Source organism: Microcoleus sp. S13_C5 (genome assembly GCF_036700845.1).
GTDB lineage: Bacteria > Cyanobacteriota > Cyanobacteriia > Cyanobacteriales > Microcoleaceae > Microcoleus.
The window spans coordinates 1-24,396 of the sequence record NZ_JAUBPR010000001.1; the positions used below are offsets into that span (position 1 = coordinate 1).

The 24,396-nt window shown below is 44.6% G+C and carries 22 protein-coding genes, 1 tRNA gene and 3 pseudogenes; 14 read left to right on the plus strand and 12 right to left on the minus strand.

All coding sequences use genetic code 11. From position 1 onward, the window contains the following. From QUA04_RS00005 to QUA04_RS00015, 3 genes and pseudogenes are all read left to right on the plus strand, one after another. A pseudogene (locus QUA04_RS00005) lies at positions 1-142 on the plus strand (IS630 family transposase); the annotation flags it as partial. Then, positions 143-1,120, plus strand: a complete 978-nt coding sequence (locus QUA04_RS00010; protein WP_333252572.1) for a HEPN domain-containing protein — start codon at positions 143-145, stop codon at positions 1,118-1,120. A 161-nt stretch (positions 1,121-1,281) separates the two neighbouring features. Continuing rightward, positions 1,282-1,536: pseudogene (locus tag QUA04_RS00015) on the plus strand (peroxiredoxin); the annotation flags it as partial. Positions 1,537-1,721: 185 nt separating this feature from the next. Here QUA04_RS00015 and QUA04_RS00020 read toward each other — a convergent pair. Continuing rightward, the gene (locus QUA04_RS00020; RefSeq protein ID WP_445242266.1) at positions 1,722-3,095 is read right to left on the minus strand and encodes a metal ABC transporter substrate-binding protein; all 1,374 of its coding nucleotides are present in this window, start codon (positions 3,093-3,095) and stop codon (positions 1,722-1,724) included. Positions 3,096-3,197: 102 nt separating this feature from the next. Between QUA04_RS00020 and QUA04_RS00025 the strand changes: the two genes are divergently transcribed. Continuing rightward, on the plus strand, positions 3,198-4,007 hold the full coding sequence (locus QUA04_RS00025) for a metal ABC transporter ATP-binding protein (protein WP_333252574.1): 810 nt from the start codon (positions 3,198-3,200) through the stop codon (positions 4,005-4,007). A 409-nt stretch (positions 4,008-4,416) separates the two neighbouring features. Next, positions 4,417-5,313: a metal ABC transporter permease gene (locus QUA04_RS00030; protein WP_333252576.1), complete on the plus strand. Its 897-nt coding sequence runs from the start codon at positions 4,417-4,419 to the stop codon at positions 5,311-5,313. 43 nt (positions 5,314-5,356) lie between these two features. Here QUA04_RS00030 and QUA04_RS00035 read toward each other — a convergent pair whose 3' ends face one another. Beyond that, positions 5,357-5,560, minus strand: a complete 204-nt coding sequence (locus QUA04_RS00035; RefSeq protein WP_333252578.1) for a hypothetical protein — start codon at positions 5,558-5,560, stop codon at positions 5,357-5,359. Between the two features lie 42 nt (positions 5,561-5,602). Here QUA04_RS00035 and QUA04_RS00040 point away from each other — a divergent pair, with 42 nt between their 5' ends. Then, a complete protein-coding gene (locus tag QUA04_RS00040; protein WP_333252580.1) occupies positions 5,603-6,061 on the plus strand; it encodes a peroxiredoxin in 459 nt (152 codons plus the stop codon). A 122-nt stretch (positions 6,062-6,183) separates the two neighbouring features. On the opposite strand, the gene QUA04_RS00045 is transcribed toward QUA04_RS00040, so the two are convergent. Together QUA04_RS00045 and hpf are read right to left on the minus strand one after the other, a co-directional pair. Then, positions 6,184-6,822 (minus strand): Uma2 family endonuclease, encoded by a 639-nt coding sequence (locus tag QUA04_RS00045; protein WP_333252582.1) that lies wholly within the window; start codon positions 6,820-6,822, stop codon positions 6,184-6,186. Positions 6,823-6,997: 175 nt separating this feature from the next. Next, the gene (gene hpf / locus QUA04_RS00050; RefSeq protein ID WP_333252584.1) at positions 6,998-7,651 is read right to left on the minus strand and encodes a ribosome hibernation-promoting factor, HPF/YfiA family; all 654 of its coding nucleotides are present in this window, start codon (positions 7,649-7,651) and stop codon (positions 6,998-7,000) included. 151 nt (positions 7,652-7,802) lie between these two features. Here hpf and lipB point away from each other — a divergent pair, with 151 nt between their 5' ends. Together lipB and QUA04_RS00060 are read left to right on the plus strand one after the other, a co-directional pair. After that, positions 7,803-8,492, plus strand: a complete 690-nt coding sequence (gene lipB, locus QUA04_RS00055; protein ID WP_333252586.1) for a lipoyl(octanoyl) transferase LipB — start codon at positions 7,803-7,805, stop codon at positions 8,490-8,492. Between the two features lie 22 nt (positions 8,493-8,514). After that, positions 8,515-8,781 (plus strand): annotated as a pseudogene (locus QUA04_RS00060) (IS1 family transposase); the annotation flags it as partial. Positions 8,782-8,799: 18 nt separating this feature from the next. Here QUA04_RS00060 and QUA04_RS00065 read toward each other — a convergent pair. The 3 genes from QUA04_RS00065 to pyk all read right to left on the minus strand — a co-directional run bounded on the left by QUA04_RS00065 (position 8,800) and on the right by pyk (position 11,201). Further along, the gene (locus tag QUA04_RS00065; protein ID WP_333252588.1) at positions 8,800-8,997 is read right to left on the minus strand and encodes a hypothetical protein; all 198 of its coding nucleotides are present in this window, start codon (positions 8,995-8,997) and stop codon (positions 8,800-8,802) included. A 250-nt stretch (positions 8,998-9,247) separates the two neighbouring features. Then, positions 9,248-9,319: transfer RNA gene (locus tag QUA04_RS00070), tRNA-Thr, on the minus strand. 94 nt (positions 9,320-9,413) lie between these two features. Further along, positions 9,414-11,201: a pyruvate kinase gene (gene pyk / locus QUA04_RS00075; protein WP_333252590.1), complete on the minus strand. Its 1,788-nt coding sequence runs from the start codon at positions 11,199-11,201 to the stop codon at positions 9,414-9,416. Positions 11,202-11,633: 432 nt separating this feature from the next. On the opposite strand from pyk, the gene crtR reads away from it, so the two are divergent. After that, positions 11,634-12,524 carry a beta-carotene hydroxylase gene (gene crtR / locus QUA04_RS00080; RefSeq protein WP_333252592.1) on the plus strand — a complete coding sequence of 297 codons (891 nt, stop codon included), beginning with the start codon at positions 11,634-11,636 and terminating at the stop codon, positions 12,522-12,524. Between the two features lie 158 nt (positions 12,525-12,682). On the opposite strand, the gene aroH is transcribed toward crtR, so the two are convergent. Continuing rightward, entirely contained in the window at positions 12,683-13,090 is a 408-nt protein-coding gene (aroH, locus tag QUA04_RS00085) for a chorismate mutase (protein WP_333252594.1), read from the minus strand. Between the two features lie 283 nt (positions 13,091-13,373). After that, positions 13,374-14,192: a signal peptide peptidase SppA gene (gene sppA / locus QUA04_RS00090; RefSeq protein WP_333135812.1), complete on the minus strand. Its 819-nt coding sequence runs from the start codon at positions 14,190-14,192 to the stop codon at positions 13,374-13,376. Positions 14,193-14,498: 306 nt separating this feature from the next. On the opposite strand from sppA, the gene QUA04_RS00095 reads away from it, so the two are divergent. Further along, entirely contained in the window at positions 14,499-15,572 is a 1,074-nt protein-coding gene (locus QUA04_RS00095; RefSeq protein WP_333252597.1) for a DMT family transporter, read from the plus strand. Between the two features lie 33 nt (positions 15,573-15,605). Here QUA04_RS00095 and QUA04_RS00100 read toward each other — a convergent pair whose 3' ends face one another. Both QUA04_RS00100 and QUA04_RS00105 read right to left on the minus strand, forming a co-directional pair. Further along, positions 15,606-16,277, minus strand: coding sequence for a phage tail protein (locus tag QUA04_RS00100; protein ID WP_333252599.1), 672 nt, complete (start codon positions 16,275-16,277; stop codon positions 15,606-15,608). A 1-nt stretch (position 16,278) separates the two neighbouring features. Then, on the minus strand, positions 16,279-17,520 hold the full coding sequence (locus tag QUA04_RS00105) for an AAA family ATPase (RefSeq protein ID WP_333252601.1): 1,242 nt from the start codon (positions 17,518-17,520) through the stop codon (positions 16,279-16,281). A gap of 47 nt (positions 17,521-17,567) precedes the next feature. Between QUA04_RS00105 and QUA04_RS00110 the strand changes: the two genes are divergently transcribed. Further along, positions 17,568-18,416 carry a M20/M25/M40 family metallo-hydrolase gene (locus tag QUA04_RS00110; RefSeq protein WP_333252603.1) on the plus strand — a complete coding sequence of 283 codons (849 nt, stop codon included), beginning with the start codon at positions 17,568-17,570 and terminating at the stop codon, positions 18,414-18,416. Between the two features lie 145 nt (positions 18,417-18,561). Further along, on the plus strand, positions 18,562-22,287 hold the full coding sequence (locus QUA04_RS00115) for a hydantoinase B/oxoprolinase family protein (RefSeq protein WP_333252605.1): 3,726 nt from the start codon (positions 18,562-18,564) through the stop codon (positions 22,285-22,287). Here QUA04_RS00115 and QUA04_RS00120 read toward each other — a convergent pair. After that, on the minus strand, positions 22,278-22,748 hold the full coding sequence (locus tag QUA04_RS00120) for an RNase H family protein (RefSeq protein WP_333252607.1): 471 nt from the start codon (positions 22,746-22,748) through the stop codon (positions 22,278-22,280). The two genes, QUA04_RS00115 and QUA04_RS00120, sit on opposite strands and share 10 nt — an antisense overlap. Positions 22,749-23,059: 311 nt before the next feature. Between QUA04_RS00120 and QUA04_RS00125 the strand changes: the two genes are divergently transcribed. Both QUA04_RS00125 and QUA04_RS00130 read left to right on the plus strand, forming a co-directional pair. After that, positions 23,060-23,707 (plus strand): sigma-70 family RNA polymerase sigma factor, encoded by a 648-nt coding sequence (locus QUA04_RS00125; RefSeq protein ID WP_333252609.1) that lies wholly within the window; start codon positions 23,060-23,062, stop codon positions 23,705-23,707. Positions 23,708-23,880: 173 nt separating this feature from the next. Further along, positions 23,881-24,201, plus strand: coding sequence for a 2Fe-2S iron-sulfur cluster-binding protein (locus QUA04_RS00130; protein WP_333252611.1), 321 nt, complete (start codon positions 23,881-23,883; stop codon positions 24,199-24,201). Positions 24,202-24,396 lie beyond the last annotated feature (195 nt).

Here is a 24,396-nt window from a genome sequence, read left to right on the forward strand (position 1 = left end):
AAAAGAATATATTGCCAATCGACTTTTTACATCTATTGAAGAGCTAGAGTATTTATTGCACCGCCTCTTAAATGAAGCGCAATTAATAATTAAATGGGGTCGCAAAATCAAAAATAAGGGCAATGCTTGTATCACAGTTTAAATGTGCAACAGCTTAACATACTTACCACCAGAAGAGAGCTCGCTGAATCTCAATAACGGGATGAACCTATTGATCACATTTTCTTGCACCTTCCCTGGGGTTCCGCATACAACAGAGGCAAAAATAACACAAAAGACATATTTTAAGCTTGTCTCCGAACAGGAACGCCCACTAAACGACTTTACCTCAGCAGCTTATAAAATTACTACCCTCCTCGGTTTTGCTATAGATAAAACCGTCTGTTTAGACCAGGTGTATGCAACCTCCGAAGCAATACGCCAAGATGTTGGTAACAATAAAACCGTGCCAGCTTCTATATCACTTTACTATGCAAGCCAGCCTTATACGGAAATTGAACCCAAAATAGAGTGGCATCGAATGTTATTTAGATTTGACCAAATTCGAGAGGATGCAGAACGCATAGTTAATAACTGGTTTGATGCTTATGAGGAGATTGACCCAGCATTGAATCTTTACTTCTCCAAAAAGACAGGAGCGTACAAATACTTTGAGGGCAAGTTCTTAGCACTAGCTCAGGGGCTTGAAACTTACCATCGTAGAACCTCGAATAAAAAATTGATGGACGAGGCCGTTTTTAAAGAACTTACTGAAAACCTAATCAAGCAATGCCCAGAGGAAAACCAAAAGTGGCTATCCGGTAGGCTCCAGCACGGAAATGAACTGAATCTTCGTGACAGAATAAAGAACATCATTGAGCCATTTAAGGAATTCATTGGAACAAGCAAGGAACGAAAGAAATTAATAAACACTATTGTAGATACGCGAAACTATCTAACCCATTACGACGAATCCTTAGAGTCAAAAGCAGCAAGTGGCAGAGATTTATGGTTGCTCTGCCTCAAGATGGAAGCAATTTTCCAACTTCACTTGCTTCAGGTGTTGGGTTTTACACCGGCAGAGGTTCAGTCTGTTTTTGATGATAGCGACGAGCTACAGAAAAAACTTAAAGAAATCTAACAAGGCGCTGCACCCGACGGCAATTCGGCTGCGCCCCATTGTCACCGATGAACTTGAAGATTATGTCTGATGAACCGCAGAGGCGCAGAGGACGCAGAGGAATAGAATAGAGAGACCTTCGCAAAAGATCTGTATTGGATTTTGTTCTGGAAATAAAAAATATGACTCTCAAAGTAGGAGAAACCGCACCCGATTTTACCTTAACATCTCAAGCTGACTCATCAGTCAGCCTCAAAGATTTCCGGGGGCAAAAAAATGTTATCGTCTACTTCTATTCTAAAGACGACTCCCCCGGATGCACAACACAAGCTTGCGCTTTTCGAGATAGCTACGAAGTTTTCAAAGACTCAGGTGCAGAAGTAATTGGGATTAGCGATGATTCGCAGCAGTCTCACCAGAAATTCGCCACCAAATATCAGTAAACTGAAACTTGTAGGGTGCGTCATACAATTTTAGATTTTAGATTTTAGATTTTAGATTGGGAATCAAGGATGACTATCGGGGTTTGGAGTTTACCTACAGTTGCATTCTTGTTTGAAACGGCTATCAGCTAGCTGTCACCCCGCAGAGGAAATAAAACTCTTCCGGGGCACCCTACTTGCTACTTGCTAACTTCCAACGGCGTGTATTTCCCCCCCAAAGCTTCGACGATGGCGCGAGTATTAGCCGACATCATTTTCACATAAGAATCGCCCTCGCTTCCGGGCGCCCCAATCGAATCCGAATAAAGTTGCTGCGCCGCCAACTTCACCCCCGCTTCCTCCGCCACTGTTCTAATCAGTTGCGGGTTAATTGTAGTCTCGGCAAAAATAGCAGGAACTCCGGCAGCTTTCACCGATTCTACTAACTTTTGCACGGTTTGAGCACTCGGCTGTTCCTCCGTACTAATCCCGATCAAACTGCCCGCACTTCCCAATCCGTAGGCGCGGCTGTAATATTGAAAAGCATCGTGAGTTGTTACTAATGCGCGCTTATTTTCGGGGATTGTTTTAATCTCTTGTTCGATCCAACTATCCAAACGTTTTAACTCTTGAGTAAGTTTCACAGCATTCTGGGTAAACTTCTCCCGATCTTCCGGCGACACCTCGATTAGCGCATCCCGAATCGCTTCCACCATTTGAATTACATTTTCGACATTTCCCCAAACGTGCGGATCGGGTACGGTATTGCCTTCTTTATTCAGTAGCAAAGGCTTGACAACTTCCCCCACTGCTAATTTCCGCGCCTTAATTCCGGCGGCATTCATCATCCTAATTAATCCCGGTTCCAAATTGTAACCGTTATACAAAATTAAGTTAGCTTTTTCTAAAGCTTGAGAATTTTTTGGCACCGGTTCGTAAACGTGAGGATCGGTTCCCGGCTGCAAAATTCCTGTTAGCTGAACTTCGCCACCCGCTACTCGATCGGTCAAATCCTCAATAATTGTGCTGCTAGCAACTACCTTGGGTTTAGCATCTGCCTCTGGAGAGAGGCGATCGCCCTGGGTTTGAGCGCAACTAAATAAACCCACAGTCAAAATGCCGCAGGCAATAGTTCTAATCAAAAATACCTTGGACTTGTTCAATCCAGGGGTGGCGGTTTCAATCCCCGACTCACGGCTAAACTCTCCTTTATAGGATTGCTTCAGAATTGCCGTCGGTTTTAACTGACATTTTGCACTCTTCTCCACCACAGGCAAGATGCCTGTTTCACAAGGATTCAATATTCTGGTGGGATGGGCCAATAGCCCGCCCCGATCGCGATCGTTGAGAATGGTGGAATATATCAGTTTTAACGGATATCTTCCACCATTCTCAAGAACAGGCAAGATGCCTGTTCCACAAAGAGTGAGTTTTCTTGTGGGGACTAGGGGTTGGGCATCCTGCCCGCCCGTCCCAGACTTATTGAGAATGGTAGAAGATATAAGTTTTAACCTACTTGACATTTTCGCCACAAAACCTATGGTTTGAGGGGTTTCGAGCTTGCACTGTCGCATTATGTACCTCTCCTGCGTTCCAGATTATTCCTATTGACCGAGGATTTCATATTCTTTTCATTTTTACAGTAAACTTAACAAAAAGGAGATAGAGTCACCGCAATGAATACCGCCGCCTTCCCCAACGAGACTCCGTGGTCTCAAATGGTTTGCCACCTCCCAGACACGGCTACCGACACAGAAATTATCGCTGTTAAGCACTTAGCAGTAAACTACCGCACGGTAGAGGCACTCAGAGATATTAATCTTTCCGTCAAACCGGGAAGGCTGACGGGTATTATTGGCCCCAACGGTGCCGGCAAAAGCACGCTGATCAAAGCAATGTTGGGCTTAATTTCCGCAGATCGCGGCACTGTTACCTGTGGCGAAAAAGCGATCGCCGATCGACTCGAAACAGTAGCCTACGTGCCGCAGCGGTCGCAAATTGACTGGAACTATCCCGCCACCGTTTGGGATGTGGTGATGATGGGAAGAGTCAGAAAAGCCGGATGGTTTCGCCGCTTCTCGGCAGCTAGCCGCCGCACCGCTGCCGATGCTTTAGAAAGAGTAGGCATGAGTGCTTACAAAGACAGACCGATCGGACAACTTTCCGGCGGACAGCAACAGCGAGTATTTCTAGCTAGAGCATTAGCCCAAGAAGCCGCTATTTTCTGCTTTGACGAGCCGTTTGTCGGCGTTGACCAAAAAACTCAAAATATCATTTTCGACATCTTCCACCAGCTAGCAAATGCCGGAAAAACCGTCTTAGTAGTCAACCACGACTTAGGCGAATCAATCACCAATTTTGACGATTTAATTTTGCTAAATACAGAATTGATTGCCGCTGGTTCCCGTCAAGAAGTGCTAACGCAAGAAAACCTTTACCGCGCCTACGACGGACAAGTAATGTTCTTTGCCGGACAAGCAGCTTAATTAGCCAGCAGTCAATCGATTTTAGATTTTAGATTTTAGATTTTAGATTGACCCCACGGATAAATGCGGGGGTTTGAGGATTTTCGATTTTCGATTTTGGATTGATTCCACGGATAAATCACGTGGCGGGTACCATCAAGAAATTCTTGGTCATTAATCTAGGAGTTACACTCTTGAACCCGGTTTTTTTGATAATCTTGAATTGGGCAACGATAAATCTCGGATCAAACTCACATCTTGCACTATTCTCGCTTAACAGGCAAGATGCCTGTTCCACAAGAAAATTCACTCTTTGTGGAACAGGCAAGATGCCTGTTCCTAAAAAGCTTATTGAGAATGGTGCAACGTCTCAGATCGAACCGGGTTGCTTTGGTTGTTAGTCATTAGTTAACTGTGATTTGATAATTTTATGATACAAACCTTAATTGAGCCGTTGCAGTACGGATTCATGCAGCGATCGCTCGTAATTGCCATTCTCGTCGGCATCGTCTGCGCGATCGTCGGCAGCTACCTAATGGTACAGCGGCTGGCCTTGCTCGGAGACGCCATCAGCCACTCGGTTTTGCCCGGATTGGCGGTCGCATTTATCCTGGGAGCAAACATCTTTATCGGCGCCTTCATTGCGGGAGTTTTGAGTACAGTAATCATAGCTTGGATCAAAGCTCGATCGACAATCAAAGAAGACGCGGCAATGGGCATCGTATTTTCGGCATTCTTCGCCCTCGGCATCACCTTAATTACGATCGTCCAAAAAGACAACAAAATCGACCTCAACCACTTTCTTTTCGGCAATATCCTCGGCGTTACTGCTGAAGATGCGATCGACACAGCCGTCATAGTCGCCGTAGTCTTATTAGTTGTAGTATTGTTTTACAAAGAACTGCTATTTTACACATTCGATCCATTAGGAGCGCAAGCAACAGGTTTGCCAGTAAACCTGCTCAACTTCGGACTGATGGTACTCATAGCCCTCACAATAGTTGCCAGCCTTAAAGCCGTTGGCGTAGTGCTAGTATTGTCCCTATTAATTACACCTGCAAGTACCGCCTATCTCCTAGTCACTCGCCTGCACCAAGTAATGATTTTAGGCGCAATAATCGGAGTTATTTCCAGCATTAGCGGAATGTATCTCAGTTACTTTTATAACTTACCATCCGGCCCCGCAATAGTTTTAGTTGCATCGGGATTCTTTGTGCTATCATTGCTGTTCAGTCCCACTCAAGGAATCCTCACCCAGCCCCGCACACACTCCGGTCAAATTCCTCCCATCTGGCGGGAATTAAAAAATTTAACCAAAGGCAGATAACAATTAAGTTTGTAGTAAGGCTTCAGCGCCGCCCCTCCCATTGTTAATCAGAATCTTCGTTAATCCCCGTGGATGTGCGGTTCAAAAAAGCCTCTCGAATTAATCCGCGTAACTGCGAATCGTCGGCTGCATCTAGATTTGGTAAAAACGGTTTTTTTTTAGCAGTGCGAGAAAGCAAAAATGGGATGATACCGAATCGGACGATCGCAACTGCCAACAATTGGTCAAAAAAACTGTACAATAACAAAAGTTAAAATTTCAAGCAAACAGAGTTACTCAGTTAAAAAACATGACAGTCAAAGTAGGAGACACCGCACCCGATTTTACCTTACCATCTCAAACTGGCACATCAGTCAGCCTCAAAGATTTTAAAGGAAAAAAAAACGTCATAGTCTACTTTTACCCCAAAGATGACACACCCGGATGCACAACCCAAGCTTGCGCTTTTCGAGATAGTTACGAAGTCTTCAAAGACGCAGGTGCAGAAGTCATAGGAATTAGCGAAGATTCGCAACAATCGCACCAACAATTTGCAACCAAATATCAGCTACCCTTTACACTGCTGAGCGATACTAGAAACAAGGTTCGGCAATTATATGGAGTTCCACCTACACTGTGGATTATGCCCGGTAGAGTAACTTATGTCATTGACAAAGAAGGCGTTGTCAAGCATATTTTTGACTCGATGTTAGACTTCAAAGCACACGTTGCAGAAGCACTCAAAACTTTAGAAACCATCAAAAGTTAGATGGAGTTGCTTAAATATTTTGTTTGTAGTGAGGAGGAAAGTCCTCATTGTCTAAAAAACAAGAAAAAACTCAATTCCTGACTACGAACTAAGGGTTTTTAGTGAGAACGGAAATTCTAAGACTAGAGGTTTTCCCGTACCCACTTTTTAAAAGCTTGAATAGCGGGGGTTCTGCCAGAAACTTGACTCTGCTGAGTGTAGTGATTCACCAGTTCGACAATGGGGATATTGGGGAAAGTGGGACTAACATCAGACTTAATATATTGTTCGGCTTGCAAAACGTTGATTTGTAGCCCTCGCCGTGCGTATCGCCAAAGTTCCGGCACTCCTAGAATTTGATAATTATCCAACTGCGTGCGAGAGGTGAGATCAATTTCTACAGCTAAGTCTGGGGGCGGATCAACACTCATATCGAGGCGATTTTTACCGATAACCGCTGCTTGATTTTGAATGTAAAAACAGGTATCCGGTTCGACAGCCTGACTCATGCGTTCATTTTTCAACGTTGTCGAACCTAACGACTCAAATGCTATTTGTCGTGTTTCCAACAAAATTTTTACCATGTCGCCAATAATTTCTTTGGCTTTTTCATGTTCGGGCAGAGGAACCATAATTTCTAACCGTCCGTTACTATAGGAAAGTCGGGAAGCACGACGTTCTCCTAATTCCGCCAAAATACTTTCAAATTGTTGCCAGTTAACATCCTCAACCAGTAATTGCTGACCCGGCTGAATCTTTAATTGTCTTAACTCCAATAGCATAATTGTTCATCCGTTTTCTCTAGGAAATATCACCCAAGTCCTGACTACGAATCATTATCTTAAAAAACCAAGAAAGGACTAAAGTCCTTACTAAAAACTCGTGGTTCGTAGTAAGGACTTTAGTCCTTTTTTGCTAATGGCTGGCAGCCATTAACAATTAGCACTCAGCAATTATCTAGCTTTTTGCAACACTCGATTTTTCAGATGTAGCGCTTTCGGCAGTTTTGCCATTTTTGCTATTACCGTTACCGTTGCTGTGGCGCGGTTGAATAACTCCATAGCCGCCGTGACTCTTGCGTTCGTAGAGTACGTTAATTTCGCCTGTTTCCGCATTACGGAACATATAGAAATCGTGATCGATAATCTGCAATTGTTCCAAAGCTTCTTGCACAGTCATTGGAGGCATGGCAAAATACTTAGTCCGCACCACCTCAGCAGGAAGTTCGGGAGTTCGATCGCCAATCAGATCCGCTACTACAGGATGTTCTTCAACTGCCGTAACCGTTTTAACACTACTGTGGGTCTTGTTGTCGTGGCGTTTTTCCTTAAATTTCCGCAGTTGACGAGCTATCTTGTCGGCAACCAAATCGATGCTGGCATACAGGCTTTCCGTGCTTTCCTCAGCCCGAATCACGCTGCCGTTAGCATAAATTGTCACCTCAGCAGTCTGCTTAGGATTGATCCTGGGGTTACGAGCCACCGATAGATGTATGTCCACTTCTGTAGTCAAAGTTTGAAAATGGCTAACTGCCTTTTCAACCTTTTGATTGACGTACTCGCGAATCGCATCGGTGATTTCTATATTTTTACCCTGGATAACAAGCTTCATAGAGCTCCCTCCCTTCTTTTACTTGGGTATATTTTATACAGTAGCACTATGTATTCTGGAAAACACTTATCTTCCAAATCTTTTATTATATGTTGACAATTCTTGATTTAAGCTGCCCCAATATTCCGTAAATACACTCTTGATTTTTTTCATGATTTCTCCTCTCATCCCTCAACAGCTAAATGAACAACCCTGCTTGCTCCTCGATTGGGGACAAGTGTCCTACTCCCAAGCTTGGGAAATCCAGCAAAAACTCGTGCAAGAACGCCGAGAAAATCCTGATTTGCCAGATGTCCTGATTTTGCTGGAACATCCGCCGGTTTACACTTTGGGACAGGGCGCGAAGTTGGAATTTCTGAAATTTGACCCAAGTCAAACTGGGCCGGAACTGCACCGAGTTGAGCGGGGCGGCGAGGTGACTTACCATTGTCCGGGCCAATTGGTGGGCTATCCGATTTTAAATTTGCGCCGTCACCAACAAGATTTGCACTGGTATTTGCGGCAGTTGGAGGAAGTGCTGCTGGGGGTGCTGGAAGTTTTGGGGTTGAAGGGTTCGCGGGTTCCCGGTATGACTGGGGTTTGGGTGGATGGGTGCAAGGTAGGTGCGATCGGCATTAAAGTCAGCCGCTGGATTACGATGCACGGTTTTGCTTTAAATGTTTGCCCGGATCTTGCAGGTTTTGGGCAAATTGTACCTTGCGGGATTCCCGATCGACCTGTTGGGAGTTTAGAGCAGTTTATCCCGGGAATTGAGGTCGATCAAGTGCGATCGATCCTTGTCGCTGAGTTTGCTCGCGTTTTTGCAGTGGAAATTGTGCGATCGGAACTAATACCAATCTAAAAAAGCTTCCCGTAAGGATACAGCATTGCTCGCAGCATATCGTCAATGTGCTGTAATTTCTACACAGTTTTGGCGTGCTTATGGGAGACTTTTTCCTGAAAAAAGACACAGATTAGTAGCAAAGGATAGGGGTCTGACAAACTCTGTAGAAAGATTTAATAATACGATGAGAGAAAGAATATCTCGTAGGGTCAAAAAAACTCTTTAATTTTCTAAAACACTCTCCAATCACATTGGATCTATTTGGTATTTTATTCATGAGTATAACGCCAGTTTATCTATAAAATAAAACCCCTAATTATACTGACTATGCAGGACTACCGATTTTTTGGGAGATTCCTAGGCGATCAATTAGACCTGCTACTAAGCCGAGATAATCTAAGTTTTCTACTCTCATCTCAGATGCTTTTTGCATGGGCTGCTGAATGTTCAACAGAGTGTGACGCTTCGATCGCAATTTTACCATATTTTTGCGCGATGATTGGCTGAGGCACGCGATCGCCATTCACGCATTTTGTGGCTCGAACTTGTTACTGCCAGGTGATTAACTCGGTTCATGACGATCGCCATTTTCACGAACTCAGGTTTAACTGTTGATTTAAAAAATTCACCATCTCCACCACACAAGGATTTAGGGCAAATAAAAATGCTCTCGGCTACTTTGCCGAGAGCATTTTTGAGCAGTTAAACTGCGTTTTGCTACAGTTTGATAGCAACCCCATCAATGCGTAGTGTTAAAAATCGCTGAAACCCAAAGCCGATGGTGGGATTTGAACCCACGACCGTTCGATTACGAATCGAATACTCTACCCCTGAGCTACATCGGCACAGACAATTTTGAATTATAGCATAACCTAAGCGAAAAAAGCAAGGAGTTGTAGAATTTAATTCAAAACTCCACAACTCCTAGCTCACCAACAGTTAAACGGTCACTTCCGTGTCAGTTGAGCCGCCTCTGGCCCCGGAATAAACTAAACCCCGCTGCATATCCAGCGTCAGCATAGTTCCGTCCCGAATTACGCGCGTGGCATTCTTTACGCCCACCATCACCGGCACGCCCAACCGCAAACCGATAATCGCGGCGTGAGAAGTCAAACTATCCTCCTCCGTCACCACGCCTGCGGCTTTCCGAATCATCTCCACAAAAGCGACGCTGGTGTGTTCCACTACTAAAATTTCTCCAGCGTGGAAATTGCCTACATCCGCAGCAGTGCGAGCAACCCTGGCCAGGCCACTCACCGATCCCAAACCGACACCGGTGCCTTTGCCTAAAACTGCTGTCACTACTTCAACTTTGATCAAATCCGTCGATCCGGCGACCCCTTGCAGAGTACCCGCGGTCATCACCACTAAATCTCCGTCGCACACTAACTCTTTTTCCTGGGCGACTGTCATGGCAGAGTGAAATGTCTGACCTGTGGAGGGTAAATCCAGCACCAGCAATGGTTTTACTCCCCATACTAATTGCAGTTGTCGGGCTACGTCTACGTGAGGAGTAACTGCCAAAATCGGAGTTTTGGGTCTGAACTTCGAGACATTTCGGGCTGTGGCGCCGGTTTTGGTCAGCGTCATGATGGCAGCGGCGTTCAACTGTTCGGAGATTTGGCTGACTGCTTGGCTGATACCGTTGGGGATCGATCGACCAATATCTTCTACATTCCTAATATTCCGCTTAATTCCTTCCCTCTCCATCCGCACCGCAATTCTCGCCATCGTCGCCACCGCTTCGACGGGAAACTTGCCGACAGCAGTTTCATTTGAGAGCATCACCGCATCAGTTCCGTCGAGAATCGCGTTGGCCACGTCGGAAATCTCGGCGCGGGTAGGACGGGGATTACTTACCATGCTGTCGAGCATCTGGGTAGCGGTAATTACCGGAATGCCCAGGCGGTTGGAGGTAGCAATCAGCCGCTTTTGCAAAATCGGCACGTCTTCGGCAGGTAGTTCCACTCCCAAATCGCCGCGGGCGACCATCACGCCGTTGCAAAGGGTGAGAATTTCCTCCATTTGTTCGATCGCCTCGTGCTTTTCGATCTTGGCAATCACCGGTACTTGCTTGCCCGCACTGGCTATCAGCTCTTTAATTTCGAGCATATCCTGGGGATTCCGCACAAAGCTCAGAGCCACCCAATCGACACCTTGGTCGAGGCCGAACATTAAATCTTTGCGGTCTTTATCAGTCAGCGCCTTAATCGACAGGTAAACTCCCGGAAAATTCACGCCTTTGTTGTTAGAAAGCGGCCCGCCGACGACGACGCGGCAGTACAATTCCCGCGCCGCGCGGTCTACTTTTTCGACGCGCATTTCCACTTTCCCGTCGTCGAGCAGAATCAGTGCTCCCTCTGGAACTTCGTCTGCTAGGGGATCGTAGGTGACCGAAGAAATGAGTTCGGTGCCGGGAACCTGGCGGCTGGTGAGAATAAAAGGATCGCCGTTTTTGACAACAATAGAGCCTGTCTCAAAGCGCCCTAAACGAATTTTCGGGCCTTGGAGGTCTTGGAGGATGGCGACCGGCTGGTTGAGTTCAAAGGACGTTTGCCGGATTAAGCGAATGCTGCGCTGGTGGTCTTCTTCTGTTCCGTGGGAAAAGTTGAGTCGCAAAGTTGTGGCACCGGCTTCTATGAGCTGACGCAGCACTTGTGGGTCCGAAGTTGCTGGGCCAATGGTGGCGACGATTTTAGTCCGGCGTAGGGCTTTTGGCAATTGCATCAGCGGTGTTCTGGGGAGGCAGGTGGATTTCTTGTTTAAATTTCGGCTAACGTTTCATCTTTGCACTACAAGCAATGACGCTAGTCTCAACTCTTAAAAATTTTGATAGTCGTCAAAAAAGCAGGTATTGAACAATATATAGAATATCTGACTTTTTACCCATCGGTAATTTTTTCTTCGGGAGCGCTCTTTTTTGCAAATTTTTCCGCTCTCAGGCTTGACATAAATACAGACATACCCATTTATTTTATGTAGTCTGCTCAGCCCTTTTGGCTAATCTAGGACTGGTATCCTTGTACAACAGCAATACTTTCCTGTTTGTGCAGAGGCTAGTTTCTGGCGATCGAACTCAGTTCTTTCATAAAACTTTACTATTGTCTGGCTTGTATCTTATACTACGCAAGTGTGAAATATTAAGGAGTCTTAACAAAGATGTCGGAGGCAGGACGGCCGCTGACAGTGCCGAAAGAGTTTCTGAGTCCTCCCGGTGACTTTAATCCGACACTGCTGCTATTTTTGAGTGCAGTAGCGATTCTCGTGATTTCTAACTTGGGTTTCTGGTGCTGGGGATGGCCGCAGTGGTGCTGTTTTTCGCTGAATGTGTTGGCGTTGCACATGGCTGGAACTGTGATTCACGATGCGTCTCACAATGCGGCCCATCGCGATCGCACAGTTAATGCTATTTTGGGACACGGTAGCGCGCTGATGTTGGGTTTTGCATTCCCCGTGTTTACGCGCGTACATATGCAGCATCACGCCCACGTTAATGACCCAGATAACGATCCAGACCATTATGTTTCGACGGGCGGGCCTTTGTGGTTGATTGCTGCGAGGTTTTTTTACCACGAGATTTTCTTTTTTAAGCGCAAACTGTGGCGGAAATACGAATTATTGGAATGGTTTCTCAGCCGTTTGTTTGTGATTGCGATCGTGTATATCTCGATTCAATACGGCCATTTAGATTACGTGCTGAATTTTTGGTTTTCTCCGGCTTTGGTGGTGGGGTTGGCCTTGGGGTTATTTTTTGATTATTTGCCGCACCGTCCATTTCACGATCGCGATCGTTGGAAAAATGCCAGAGTATATCCTAGTCCTATTCTAAATATCTTGATTTTGGGGCAGAATTATCATCTGATCCATCATTTGTGGCCTTCGATTCCTTGGTACAATTACAAGCCTGCTTATGAGGCTGTGAAGCCGCTGTTGGATGAGAAAGGTTCCCCTCAAAGTTTGGGAATATTGGAAGGGAAAAAGGACTTTTGGAATTTTATATATGACATCTTTTTAGGGATTAGGCTGCATCACAAGAAAGCGTCTGATTGACAAAAAACCCGGTTTCTTTGAGAAGCCGGTTTTTTTTTATAATAAAAGCTTTTAACGATATATTCCCAAGGCAGGTTTTGTACTGTATCAAGTCCTGTAAAAAATCAACCCACCTGTAATGGTGAGTTAACTTTTAAATCAAGCCCAAAGTGAATCTATTATTTTTCCCCAGACACCGCCACCGCTAAATTCCTATCGGGGCGCAAATTTTGAGCTCCCCGCAAATAAGGATGATAAATTTCAACGTGTGCCGGCCAATTGACGTGAATTAAAAACCGAATGCAGCGTTCCAAAGCACCCTCAACGTGCATTTGCTGTACGTCCAACAAAGGAACATTACACCAGTGGGGACGTTCGCGGGCGATCGCGGCCGGAAACACAGCATCTAAATCACGAGTTGCAGAAAACGTAGCACTAATAATTAATTCTGGATTTATATCATTTTTTGCTTCTAATTCATCTAACAATTCTCTCACCGCTTCTCGAATTGCGGCGACCGAATTATCACTAGCAGTAGTTGCCCCACGAATCGCTCGCACTTGCCACTCCACGCCAATTTCCTCCATTTTTTGTTAGTTGTCATCGGTCATTAGTCATTAGTCAGTAGTTATTAGTCACTAATCAGTAGTTATACTAAATTAGGCTTAAATACCCAGTTTATTTTTTAGTCCACTAGGAGTGGACTTTGTTTATGTAGTTTAACCTCAAACTCGTAGGCGAAGCCAGCGCGAAGCGCTTATGACGGGCGAAGCGCCACATTTGAGTGTGAGGTCAACAGATTTCAATCGCCAAATCATCCAGGGGGTAACTAATTACTACTGACTCCTGACCAATGACTAATTTATTTAATCACGGGCGATACATCCACAGCGGCAAACCGCTAGTAGAAAGCTCGAATTCCAGCACATTATTGTAAGCTGAAAGCCCGGATATATCCAGACTACTCCCCAAGACGCGATTTAGGAAAGGTTTTTGTTTTTCTAGGGTGCAAGACTCGGTTTTTTCCGGGTCGAGGCCTGCGAGTTCGGCGGCAAGGCGGCGGGCGTCCTCTTCTGTTCCCAGTCGATCGACCAAACCCAATTCTAAGGCTTGCTGACCGGTAAAAACCCGACCGTCGGCAAAACTTTTCACTTTCTCAACACCCAAGTTCCGGGCTTCCGCAACGGTTTCCACGAATTGCTGGTAGCTGGTGTCGATCAAGTCTTGCAGAATTTGCTGTTCAGGATCGGTCAATTCGCGATCGAATGCCAAGATATCTTTATACGGCCCCGATTTAATCACCTGAAAAGAAACGCCTACTTTTTCTAACAGCCGTTCTAAATTGTTGCCCCGGATAATCACGCCAATGCTGCCGGTAATTGTACCCGGATTGGCAACTATATGCTCGGCTCCCATGCCGATGTAAACTCCGCCAGAAGCTGAAATATTGCCGAAACTGGCAACAATTTTGACTTTTTCGCGCAAACGCTTCAGGGCGCTGTAAATTTCCTGGGAATCGCCGACAGTGCCGCCGGGGCTGTCTATCCGCAGCAGCAAGGCTGGAAATTTGCGTTCTTCAACGGTTTTGAGAGCTTCTAGCACTCGTTTACGGGTTTCTCCGGCAATGGCTCCGGTGATTTCGATACGGGCGATTTGTTTGCGGTAGCGGGGCTTGAATGGCCAAATCATGGGCAGTGTACAGGCAATGTTACGGATTTTTGTAGCTAACTTCTTATAGTGTGCCTTATTCATCGGGGTAGATGTTGTGCCTGTGTTCGCAACAGAACGAAGAGCCCGTTCCAGATTGTTCGCAACAGGCAAGATGCCTGTTCCACCTTGATTTTGTAGAACAGGCATCTTGCCTATTCCTAATGGCCGATCAAGATTTGTGCGATCGCATTTAACTCAACACCAATATATAATTGTAAAAATTGCTTAACAAAACTACATCATCCCCACGAGAATCAATCTCATCAATTATCTGGAGCCATCCCCATGCAGCTAAAGCTTACCGATTCAAAACTGCCTTTTGCCCCGCTGTTGCTAATTGCGCCGTTTTTCCTGTGGGGAACCGCGATGGTAGCGATGAAGGGGGTGATGCCGCACACAACGCCGCTGTTTGTGGCATTCGTGCGTTTAGTACCTGCGGGTGCGTTGGTGCTGCTGGCGGCGGCATTCATGGGAAAACCGCAGCCGCAGGGTTGGAAAGCTTGGCTGTGGATTTCGCTGTTTGCTTTGGTTGACGCTACTTTGTTTCAAGGCTTTTTAGCCGAAGGTTTGGCGAGAACCGGTGCGGGTTTGGGTTCGGTGATGATTGATTCTCAACCACTAGCAGTGGCGATTTTGTGTTTGTGGCTGTTTCAAGAAAAAATAGGTTTTTGGGGCTGGTTGGGATTAGTTATTGGCGTTGCGGGCATCAGTTTGATCGGGTTGCCCGATGGCTGGATTTTGGGGCTTTTTCATCCTGAAAACGCGCAGGTTTCTGCGGGTATCGAACAGTTGTTTCAGGGTGGAGAATGGTTGATGCTGTTGGCTGCTTTGTCGATGGCTGTGGGTACGGTTTTGGTGCGCTGGGTTTGTCGTTATGTTGACCCGGTGGTGGCGACTGGTTGGCACATGATTTTGGGCGGTTTGCCGCTGTTGGCAATTTCGGCTGCAACTGAGTCTGAACAGTTTGTGAATATCGATTTTTCGGGCTGGATGGCGTTAGGTTATTCTACTGTGTTCGGAAGTGCGATAGCCTACGGTTTATTCTTTTATTTTGCTTCGAGTGGCAGTCTAACAAGTTTAAGTTCTCTTACCTTTCTTACGCCTGTATTTGCTTTGCTGTTCGGCAATTTGTTCTTGGGCGAAGTGCTCAATCCGCTACAATCGATGGGAGTTGGGCTGACTTTGGTTAGTATTTATTTAATTAACCAGCGGGATACTTTGGGTGAGAAATTGCGAAAAGTGCGGCAGGGTGAAGCGAGTGCAGAAGTTGAAGCAACAGGATTGTTAGAGTCGTCTGAGTTGAATTCTGTAGAATTACCCGTGCAGTTGCGGGTTAGCGAACTGGAATCAGAAGTGTAGCAGGTGGAAAAGTTTAGGCAAAATTGCCTAAATTTACCACTCGTCTTCTAAAGGAATAACAATTTTCTTGCTCTCAATATCTACTACAAAACTTTTCAAACTGGGATTGTGTTGGTAACAAGCCATCAAATCTCTATTCTTTCTATATTTTTCGGAAATTTCCCGATAATATTGAGGCTTTTTAGCGTCAATTGTAAAACCATGTTTTTTATCAAGCTGCTTATTTAACGCACGTAAACAATTCTTGAAGTTAGATTTTTTATTGTCTTTATAATAAAGTGGCAACAACCAACACTCAATAGAGTGTACTGATATAGCCCAAATTATTCGCTGTTGATATTTACCATAGAAATCTTCGCCAATTTCCTCTTTGAACTTTTCTATCACTTTTTCAATCAACTTTTCAGGAGTAAATTCACCATTTTCATCTTGCTGTGGGATACCATACTCTTGTGAAACATCCGTATCTATTTGGATAATGATATAGTCATTAAATTGAAACGACTCTTGAAAATCTCTTAAACGGCAATAAGCAAAAACTTGACTCCAACTACCATAACCTTTATATTTGTTTTCATCATCTTTATCTCTTTCTGGTTGAAGCGGTCTAATATTTAGATCGGGATTCTTGAAATATCCTGCTAAAATATTTTCAATCACAATCTGGTCAGTCAATCCCTCAGTAATTAATCCAAAACTAATCATATTAAAAATTCTTAGGAAGTCCTCCGATATAGCCCCTCAAAAAAGCCTCGGATAATTTTACAGGTTCCTGTCCTTCGAGAGGTTCAGGTTTGAGAATGCGTCTAGCTTTAGTATGCCCTAATTGGTTGCGGTAGATCACAAACAGCCGCTGTTCATCATCATCTAAATCTAAACCGTCCAAAACTGCAGGGTTGTGGGTTGTGAATATAACTTGTTTGTCCTGTTTTTTGGCTAATTCGACTAATTCTTGCATTAATCGGCGACACAATCTGGGGTTGAGGGAAGCATCAATGTTATCTATTGCAAAAAATTTAGGAGTGAGATCGCTAATAAATAAAGCAAAGTAAAAAAGCAAAAACAAAAACCCTTCATTAGAACTTCTTTGATCGAAGTAAGCTAAATCGGGATCTAAGTATCTATCTTTAATTTGGAGAGAGTTTTGAATACTTGATAAATTTGGAGGAGCTTCAAAATCTTGAAACCAATCTATCAATTGCAGTTTTTTCTTGATTTCATTAAGCTGCTCCTGGTTATCTGAATTCAAAACTTTTAATAGTTTAAACAAGCCTTCTCCATTAATGCCTAATGGTTGAATTTGCCCTTCTTTTTCAAAAGTTCGTAAGGCTAGATTTTCAGGAGAGTAAATGGTAAATTTAATTAATGATGAGAATAATTTAGAAGAATCATAAAATTCTTTAAAAGATAAGTTAATAGAACGTAATAAAATTTCTGGTGGTATTGCCTTTAACATTGCTTTTAAAGTTTCTTGTAGTTTTATTTTTAATGGTTCTTCTTTGGGATTTTTAGATGCTTCTTGTTGTGAATTCTCTATCGACATAACATCTTCTGTGGTTCCCAATTTTGAAAAAACATTATCTATAGAACTGTTAGTAACTATATCCTTTTTTTTACTAACCCACTGAGAATATGGAGAGTTATCATTATGTAAAATACAACTAAATTTTTCTTCATCATTTCCTTTGATATCGATTTCAATATCTTTAACCAAATTTTTGATTTCAAAAGCCGATCGCATCAATTGAGGTTCTGTAACTCTGATGCCCCGAGAAGCTAAAAACTCGTTATCCAGCTTGTCATCAGCCGCAGCAGAAGCAAGGGCGATCGCCTCTAGGATATTACTCTTGCCGCAGCCATTTTCACCGATCAATACAGTTACTCGTCCGAATTCTAGCTTCAGCTTTTGAATGGACTTATAATTTTCGATTCTGACTTCTCCAATCATAATTTAATCCCATATAATCTTAGTGTACTCATTGTATCTCCGATCGCATGAATCTCAAAGAACGCTTGCACAGCCATCTGATTCAAATTGTACGCGATCGCAACCCATACCTCGCATCCGAAGGACATTTTTATACTCAGCAATACATCCGCGAACAGTTGGCACATTGGGGAACTGTAGAAATTGACGATTTTTCGGTGCGCGGGCGAATTCATCACAATTTTATCTTGGATTTACCCCCCTTAGATCGGGCGATTAAGAAGAGGTTGCCGCCGATCGTAATTGGTGCTCATTACGATACTGTACCCGGATCACCTGGGGCCGATGATAATGCTACTGGTGTTGCTGTTTTGCTTGAACTCGCAAGGGATATAGCATCTGCGCCGCTCAAATATCCAGTGCAATTAGTCGCCTTCGATATGGAAGAATACGGTTGTTTGGGAAGCAGTCATCATGCAGCTAAATACAAGCAACAGCAAGAGTCAATCCGGTTAATGATTTCTTTGGAAATGTTGGGTTATTGCAACCATAATCCTAATTCTCAAAGCTATCCCGCTGGCTTGAAATATTTTTATCCAAATAGTGGTAATTTTATTGCTTTAATTGGCACTTTGGGGACGGTTCCCGATTTGATTAATTTGAGTGGCAAAATTCGCAAATCGGGTCAGCCCTGCGAGTGGCTACCAGTGCCGAATCGAGGTTTAATTGTCCCCGATACTCGCCGCAGCGATCATGTTCCTTTTTGGGATAATGGTTATCCGGCTATTATGGTGACTGATACTGCTAATATGCGAAATCCGCATTATCATCGAGAAAGCGATAGGATTGAGACTTTGGATTTGGATTTTCTGGCTGGTGTTTGTCAGGGGTTAGTCAAGGGCATTCGACATCTATAATTAACATGATCGGGCGCCTGCTAGTTTGAGCGACCAGAAATTATGACTTTTATGACCCGAAGTTATGAATTTTATGAATTGACTCGAACAGAAGTTTGTTGAATACTTATAAATTAATCAAGCAAAAATTTCAAAAAAAAGAGATATGAATCCTACTTCTCCCGATCGCACTCGCTGGCAATTTTGGATCGATCGCGGTGGCACTTTTACCGATATTGTCGCCAACAGCCCCGACGGTAAGTTAGTCATTCACAAGCTGCTATCGGAAAACCCAGAACGCTACACCGACGCCGCAGTTCAAGGAATTCGCGATATTTTGAGAATTCCCGCCGACGCAGCTATACCCGCCGCCGAAATTGAAGCGATTAAAATGGGGACGACGGTAGCGACAAATGCTTTGCTGGAACGAAAGGGCGATCGCACAATTCTGTTAATTACTAAAGGTTTCGGCGATGCGCTGAGAATTGGTTATCAAAACCGCCCGAATATTTTCGCGCGTCACATTGTTTTGCCCCAGATGCTGTACGATCGAGTTATTGAAGTTGCAGAACGCTACAGCGCTCAAGGTGAGGAGTTAACTGCTGTCAATCCCGAGTTTATCCCGTCTTTGCAGCAAGCATACGATGAGGGAATTCGCAGTTGTGCGATCGTATTCATGCACGGCTACCGCTACTCGGAACACGAAAAACAAGTTGCTAAAATAGCGAAAGAAATTGGCTTTACTCAAATTTCAGTATCTCACGAAGTCAGCCCGCTGATGAAATTAGTTTCGCGGGGAGATACTGCGGTTGTCGATGCTTATTTATCTCCGATTTTACGTCGATACGTCGAACAAGTAACCAGTCAGTTAATCGAGGCAGATTCCGGGAACGAGGGATTATTAATGCCCAATGCCCAATTCCCAATTCCCAATTCCCAATTCCCCAAATTAATGTTCATGCAATCGAACGGCGGCTTAGTGGACGCCGCACAATTTCAAGGAAAAAACAGTATTTTATCCGGGCCGGCTGGGGGAATTGTCGGTGCAGTTCAAACCAGCAAAAAGGCAGGTTTTGATAAAATTATTACCTTTGATATGGGCGGAACTTCCACAGATGTTGCCCATTTTAACGGCGAATACGAACGCGAATTTGAGACGGAAATTGCTGGGGTGAGATTGCGATCGCCCGTGATGGCAATTCACACTGTAGCAGCCGGCGGCGGTTCAATTGTCTTTTTTGACGGGGCTCGCTACCGCGTCGGGCCGGAGTCTGCAGGGGCGAATCCTGGGCCCGCTTGCTATCGCAAAGGCGGCCCCTTGACGGTGACTGATTGCAATGTGATGTTGGGGAAAATTCAACCGGATTTTTTCCCAAAAGTATTTGGATTGAATGGAGATTTGCCGATCGCCCCTGACGTAGTAAAGCAAAAATTTGGGCAATTAGCGGGGGAAATTGGGGGCGAGAGGACGGCCGAAGAGGTGGCGGAGGGTTTTTTGGCGATCGCGGTGGAAAAGATGGCAAATGCTGTCAAAAAAATCTCGCTTCAGCGCGGTTACGATGTTTCGGAGTATACATTGTGCTGTTTCGGCGGTGCGGGCGGCCAACACGCTTGTGCGATCGCCGATGCTTTGGGCATGAAACGGGTATTTATTCACCCTTATGCGGGCGTGTTGTCCGCTTACGGTATGGGTTTGGCTGATGTGCGGGCTATTCGCGAAAGGGCGATCGAGCAACAATTAAATGCAGAATTATTACCTGATTTACATTATATTTTAACTGCATTGGAGGCTGAGGGAAAGAGGGAATTGAACCGCAGAGGCGCAGAGAACACAGAGAATGAGTCAGAGGTTTTTGTTGTTAGCAAATTGCGCTTAAAATATCAGGGAAGTGACTCGGTTTTGGCTGTCAATTTTGCTGACAATATTGAGGCGATGCAGGCGGAATTTGAAGCAGCCCACCGACAGCGTTACAGTTTTATTATGCCAGAAAAACCGCTGATTGTGGAAGCGGTTTCGGTGGAAGTTGTAGAAAGCATGGATGTGCCGGAAGCATCCACAATTTCCCCCTCTGGTGGGACGCGCATCTTGCCTGTGCAACCAATTTCAACGGTGCAAACCTATGTTGCTGGCGGGTGGCGGGCAACGCCTGTTTATCAGAGAGACGATTTGCGATCGGGCGACTGCATAGAAGGCCCTGCTATGATTGTTGAAGCTACGGGAACTAATATCATAGAACCGGGCTGGGAAGGGGAAATCACGGAAAATAACGATCTAATTTTGAACCGCAGATGCACGCAGATGGACGCAGATAATATCGGCGTTCATTCGCGTTTATCTGCGGTTAAATCCGATCCAGTTTTGCTGGAAATTTTTAATAATTTGTTTCGGGCGAGCGCGGAACAAATGGGCGTCACATTGCAAAACACAAGTTCCTCAGTCAACATCAAAGAACGTCTCGACTTTTCCTGTGCAATTTTTGACAAAAACGGGCAATTAGTTGCCAACGCGCCGCACATTCCCGTACATCTGGGCTCGATGAGCGAAAGCGTTGAATCTTTAATTTTAGCACAAGGCAATGCGATTCAACCCGGCGATGTTTATGTTTCTAACAATCCCTACAACGGCGGCACGCATTTACCAGATATCACCGTTATTACTCCAGTATTCGATCGTGATTCCTCCCTTCCTTTGTTTTATGTGGCATCGCGGGGACACCACGCCGACATCGGTGGCATCACTCCCGGTTCCATGCCTCCTAACAGTACAACAGTAACTGAAGAAGGTGTATTGCTTGACAATTTTCTGTTAGTAAGCGAGGGCAATTTTCGAGAAAAAGAATTACTAGATCTTCTGACAGCGGGTAATTTTCCAGTTCGCAATTCTGCTAAAAATATAGCCGATTTGCAAGCACAAATTGCTGCTAACAAGCGCGGCGCAGAAGAAATTCTGAAGATGGTAGAACATTATAGATTAGAGACTGTGCAAGCTTATATGGGCTTCGTACAAGACAATGCGGAAGAGTCGGTACGGCGGGTAATTGAGGTTTTGAGTGATGGCGAATTTACTTATCCGATGGATAGCGGCGGACAAATTAAGGTAGCGATTACAATTGACAAATCTGCGCGCAGTGCAAAAATAGATTTTACTGGCACTTCTGCTCAACAAACCAACAATTTTAATGCTCCCGCTGCAGTGTGCAAAGCCGCTGTTTTGTATGTTTTCCGCACGTTGGTAGATGACGATATTCCTCTAAATGCGGGCTGTTTAAAACCTCTCGAAATCATCAATCCCGAAGGCTGTATGCTGAATCCTCGCTATGCAGCGGCGGTAGTTGCCGGAAATGTGGAAACATCGCAGAATATTACCGATGCTTTGTATTGTGCGTTGGGAGTGATGGCTGCTTCTCAGGGAACTATGAATAATTTTACCTTTGGAAATCAGCGCTATCAATATTATGAAACTATTTGCGGCGGTTCGGGTGCTGGAGCAGATTTTGACGGTACTGATGCGGTACAAACTCACATGACTAATTCGCGTTTAACCGATCCAGAGGTATTAGAATGGCGGTTCCCGGTGTTGTTAGAAAGTTTTGAAATTCGGGCTAATAGTGGGGGGAATGGAGCTCATAGCGGCGGTAATGGAGTTGTGCGGCGAGTGCGGTTTCGGGAGGGGATGACGGCGGGGATTTTATCGGGGAGACGTGTGATTTCTCCTTGCGGTTTGAATGGGGGTGAAGCGGGGAAAGTTGGGCGGAATTATGTTGAAAGGGTTGATGGTAAAGTTGAGGAATTAGGGAGTACGGCGACTGTGGAAATGCAGCCGGGGGATGTGTTTGTAATTGAAACACCGGGGGGTGGAGGATATGGTTTTCCTAGCGGGGTTCACCGTTGATAGCCTTCATCTGCTGGTAAGTTTTGTTGATTGGCCGCTTGTCTGGAAATATAATTGCAGCGTTGATACTCTTGGTTGCCCGCACATTGCTTAATTCTAATAAACTCAACGTCGTGTTGCGAACAGAATTGGAGTAGTTGCTCCCACAAATCTACGTTAGCAGTAGGTTTCTGTTCGCTATTTTTCCAGTTATTAGCTTGCCAGCGCAACGCCCAATTGTTGGCAATAGCATCTACAAGGTAGCCGTTGTTATTGTATAGCGTCACTTTACATCTTGTTTTGAGTGCTTTCAGACCTTCAATTGCAGCAAGAATATCCATACGATTGTTTGTAGTTAACTGAAATCCGCCTGATAGTTCCTTGCGATGATTTTCATACAGCAAGACTGCCCCATATCCGCCAGCACCGCTCGCCGTAGTTATACCGCGAGTATAGATGCTAACTTGTTTCAAGTTGCTCATGCTTGTGGGACTCCTTCAGGAAACACAAACATTTTTGGAAAGAGAATGGAGTTCATAAAATTAGAATATAATGAGAAGGGCTTTACCATTAATCTAACAAATTAATTCAATTTTTATTGGTGCTGAGCAAATAGAGTTTATATGTACTACTTTACATTAAAAGAGCGTCACTTACAATTTAAATCAATTTTAATCATATAATTAATTGACTTAAATATAAACATAATTTGCCAGCACTTGCATCAAATGTATATCGTGTTGTAGAATCGGGCTGCACCAGCATTTATTCCCAAAACCGTTACAGAACAATTGTGCAAACACCTAATTTTTCAGAACTCAACCATCCTGTGGTCAAATCCCTGTTCCATCACAGCGACCAGGAATTATTGACTCTGTTTCAAAACCATCCCGATCAGGGTAGGTTCTTCACGGCGATTTTTTGCCGCTACGCTCAAATTGTACACTCCCTGATCCGCCATTCCGTACGATCGCCCGTACAAGGAGATTACCTATTTGCCCACACTTGGCTGCACATCTATCACGAACTGCGAGGCCTCGATTTGCGCCGCGAAATCCAAGAGTCTGAGGGCGAAAATCTCAGTCTCCAAAACTGGCTGATTAATGTCACCGCAGTCTGCATAAATCAAGCCGAATTGCCCCCTGTTGAGTCGATTCACTACTCTTTGCAATCGGCTCCGCCTCCCCTCTGGTGTTACGTCAAACAAGCCTTGGAATTGTTAGCGCCGCTGCCGCGTTTAGTGGTGTTGATGGCTCAGACTTTCCGCTGGAGTGAAACTCGAATTGCAGCCTATTTGCAAGCAGAAGGCGAAGCTATTTCGCCCGCTCAGGTAAAGGCTTTGCTGCAAAAAGGATATCAAAGTTTAGAATCCAACTTGCCGGAGGATATTCGGGCTATTTATCTAGATGAAAATCTCGATTATCAAGAAGCACTTGTCTAGTATAGCGATCGAGGTTGTGGTTTCTCAAAAACCCGGTGTTTTGAAAATACTGGGTTTTTTAGCTATCATCTATAGCGGAATGTGCTTCGCCCGCACCTACAATTTAATTTTTTCTGTAAGTTGTAATCATCTATTTTAGTTGAATACAAGCAATCCAAATATAAGAGGTGGAAATGGCTGTTTATCAAGTTCGGTTGGTGAATGAGGCTCTCGCGCTCGATCGCACGATCGCTGTACCAGACGACCAGTATATCTTAGATATGGCAGAAGATGCCGGCATCCGCTTGCCGAATGGATGCAAGCAAGGAGAGTGTTCTGCTTGCGTTGTCAAACTGGTGAGCGGTGAAATCGACCAAAGCGAACAAAAGTTTTTGAAGCTGTCTGAATTGCAAGCTGGCTACGCTGTTACTTGTGTGGCTTACCCGCTTTCTGACTGCACTTTGTTAACTCATCAAGAACAAGTTTTATATCAAGCTGCTCTTTATTTTAAGTAATAGGAAATCTGTTTTTTACCATCTTTTCTTCTAGCCTCGCTTGGCGCGAAATTTGTTTGTATAAAAGCGAATTATATTCGCAGGTCAAATCGTTATCAAAGTAGATTGGGTATGGTTTAAGGTGCGTGACTTTCCAGCATCTCGCTGTTAATTGAGGAACTAAAAAGCCACGCACCCTAACGAGTATAGATAAAC

What these genes read in the sequence shown, in the direction of transcription:
- QUA04_RS00010 (WP_333252572.1), top strand. Translation starts at nt 143, where the DNA reads ATGTGCAACAGCTTAACATACTTACCACCAGAAGAGAGCTCGCTGAAT.
- QUA04_RS00020 (WP_445242266.1), bottom strand. Translation starts at nt 3,095, where the DNA reads ATGCGACAGTGCAAGCTCGAAACCCCTCAAACCATAGGTTTTGTGGCG.
- QUA04_RS00025 (WP_333252574.1), top strand. Translation starts at nt 3,198, where the DNA reads ATGAATACCGCCGCCTTCCCCAACGAGACTCCGTGGTCTCAAATGGTT.
- QUA04_RS00030 (WP_333252576.1), top strand. Translation starts at nt 4,417, where the DNA reads ATGATACAAACCTTAATTGAGCCGTTGCAGTACGGATTCATGCAGCGA.
- QUA04_RS00040 (WP_333252580.1), top strand. Translation starts at nt 5,603, where the DNA reads ATGACAGTCAAAGTAGGAGACACCGCACCCGATTTTACCTTACCATCT.
- QUA04_RS00045 (WP_333252582.1), bottom strand. Translation starts at nt 6,822, where the DNA reads ATGCTATTGGAGTTAAGACAATTAAAGATTCAGCCGGGTCAGCAATTA.
- hpf (WP_333252584.1), bottom strand. Translation starts at nt 7,651, where the DNA reads ATGAAGCTTGTTATCCAGGGTAAAAATATAGAAATCACCGATGCGATT.
- lipB (WP_333252586.1), top strand. Translation starts at nt 7,803, where the DNA reads ATGATTTCTCCTCTCATCCCTCAACAGCTAAATGAACAACCCTGCTTG.
- QUA04_RS00065 (WP_333252588.1), bottom strand. Translation starts at nt 8,997, where the DNA reads ATGGCGATCGCGTGCCTCAGCCAATCATCGCGCAAAAATATGGTAAAA.
- pyk (WP_333252590.1), bottom strand. Translation starts at nt 11,201, where the DNA reads ATGCAATTGCCAAAAGCCCTACGCCGGACTAAAATCGTCGCCACCATT.
- crtR (WP_333252592.1), top strand. Translation starts at nt 11,634, where the DNA reads ATGTCGGAGGCAGGACGGCCGCTGACAGTGCCGAAAGAGTTTCTGAGT.
- aroH (WP_333252594.1), bottom strand. Translation starts at nt 13,090, where the DNA reads ATGGAGGAAATTGGCGTGGAGTGGCAAGTGCGAGCGATTCGTGGGGCA.
- sppA (WP_333135812.1), bottom strand. Translation starts at nt 14,192, where the DNA reads ATGATTTGGCCATTCAAGCCCCGCTACCGCAAACAAATCGCCCGTATC.
- QUA04_RS00095 (WP_333252597.1), top strand. Translation starts at nt 14,499, where the DNA reads ATGCAGCTAAAGCTTACCGATTCAAAACTGCCTTTTGCCCCGCTGTTG.
- QUA04_RS00100 (WP_333252599.1), bottom strand. Translation starts at nt 16,277, where the DNA reads ATGATTAGTTTTGGATTAATTACTGAGGGATTGACTGACCAGATTGTG.
- QUA04_RS00105 (WP_333252601.1), bottom strand. Translation starts at nt 17,520, where the DNA reads ATGATTGGAGAAGTCAGAATCGAAAATTATAAGTCCATTCAAAAGCTG.
- QUA04_RS00110 (WP_333252603.1), top strand. Translation starts at nt 17,568, where the DNA reads ATGAATCTCAAAGAACGCTTGCACAGCCATCTGATTCAAATTGTACGC.
- QUA04_RS00115 (WP_333252605.1), top strand. Translation starts at nt 18,562, where the DNA reads ATGAATCCTACTTCTCCCGATCGCACTCGCTGGCAATTTTGGATCGAT.
- QUA04_RS00120 (WP_333252607.1), bottom strand. Translation starts at nt 22,748, where the DNA reads ATGAGCAACTTGAAACAAGTTAGCATCTATACTCGCGGTATAACTACG.
- QUA04_RS00130 (WP_333252611.1), top strand. Translation starts at nt 23,881, where the DNA reads ATGGCTGTTTATCAAGTTCGGTTGGTGAATGAGGCTCTCGCGCTCGAT.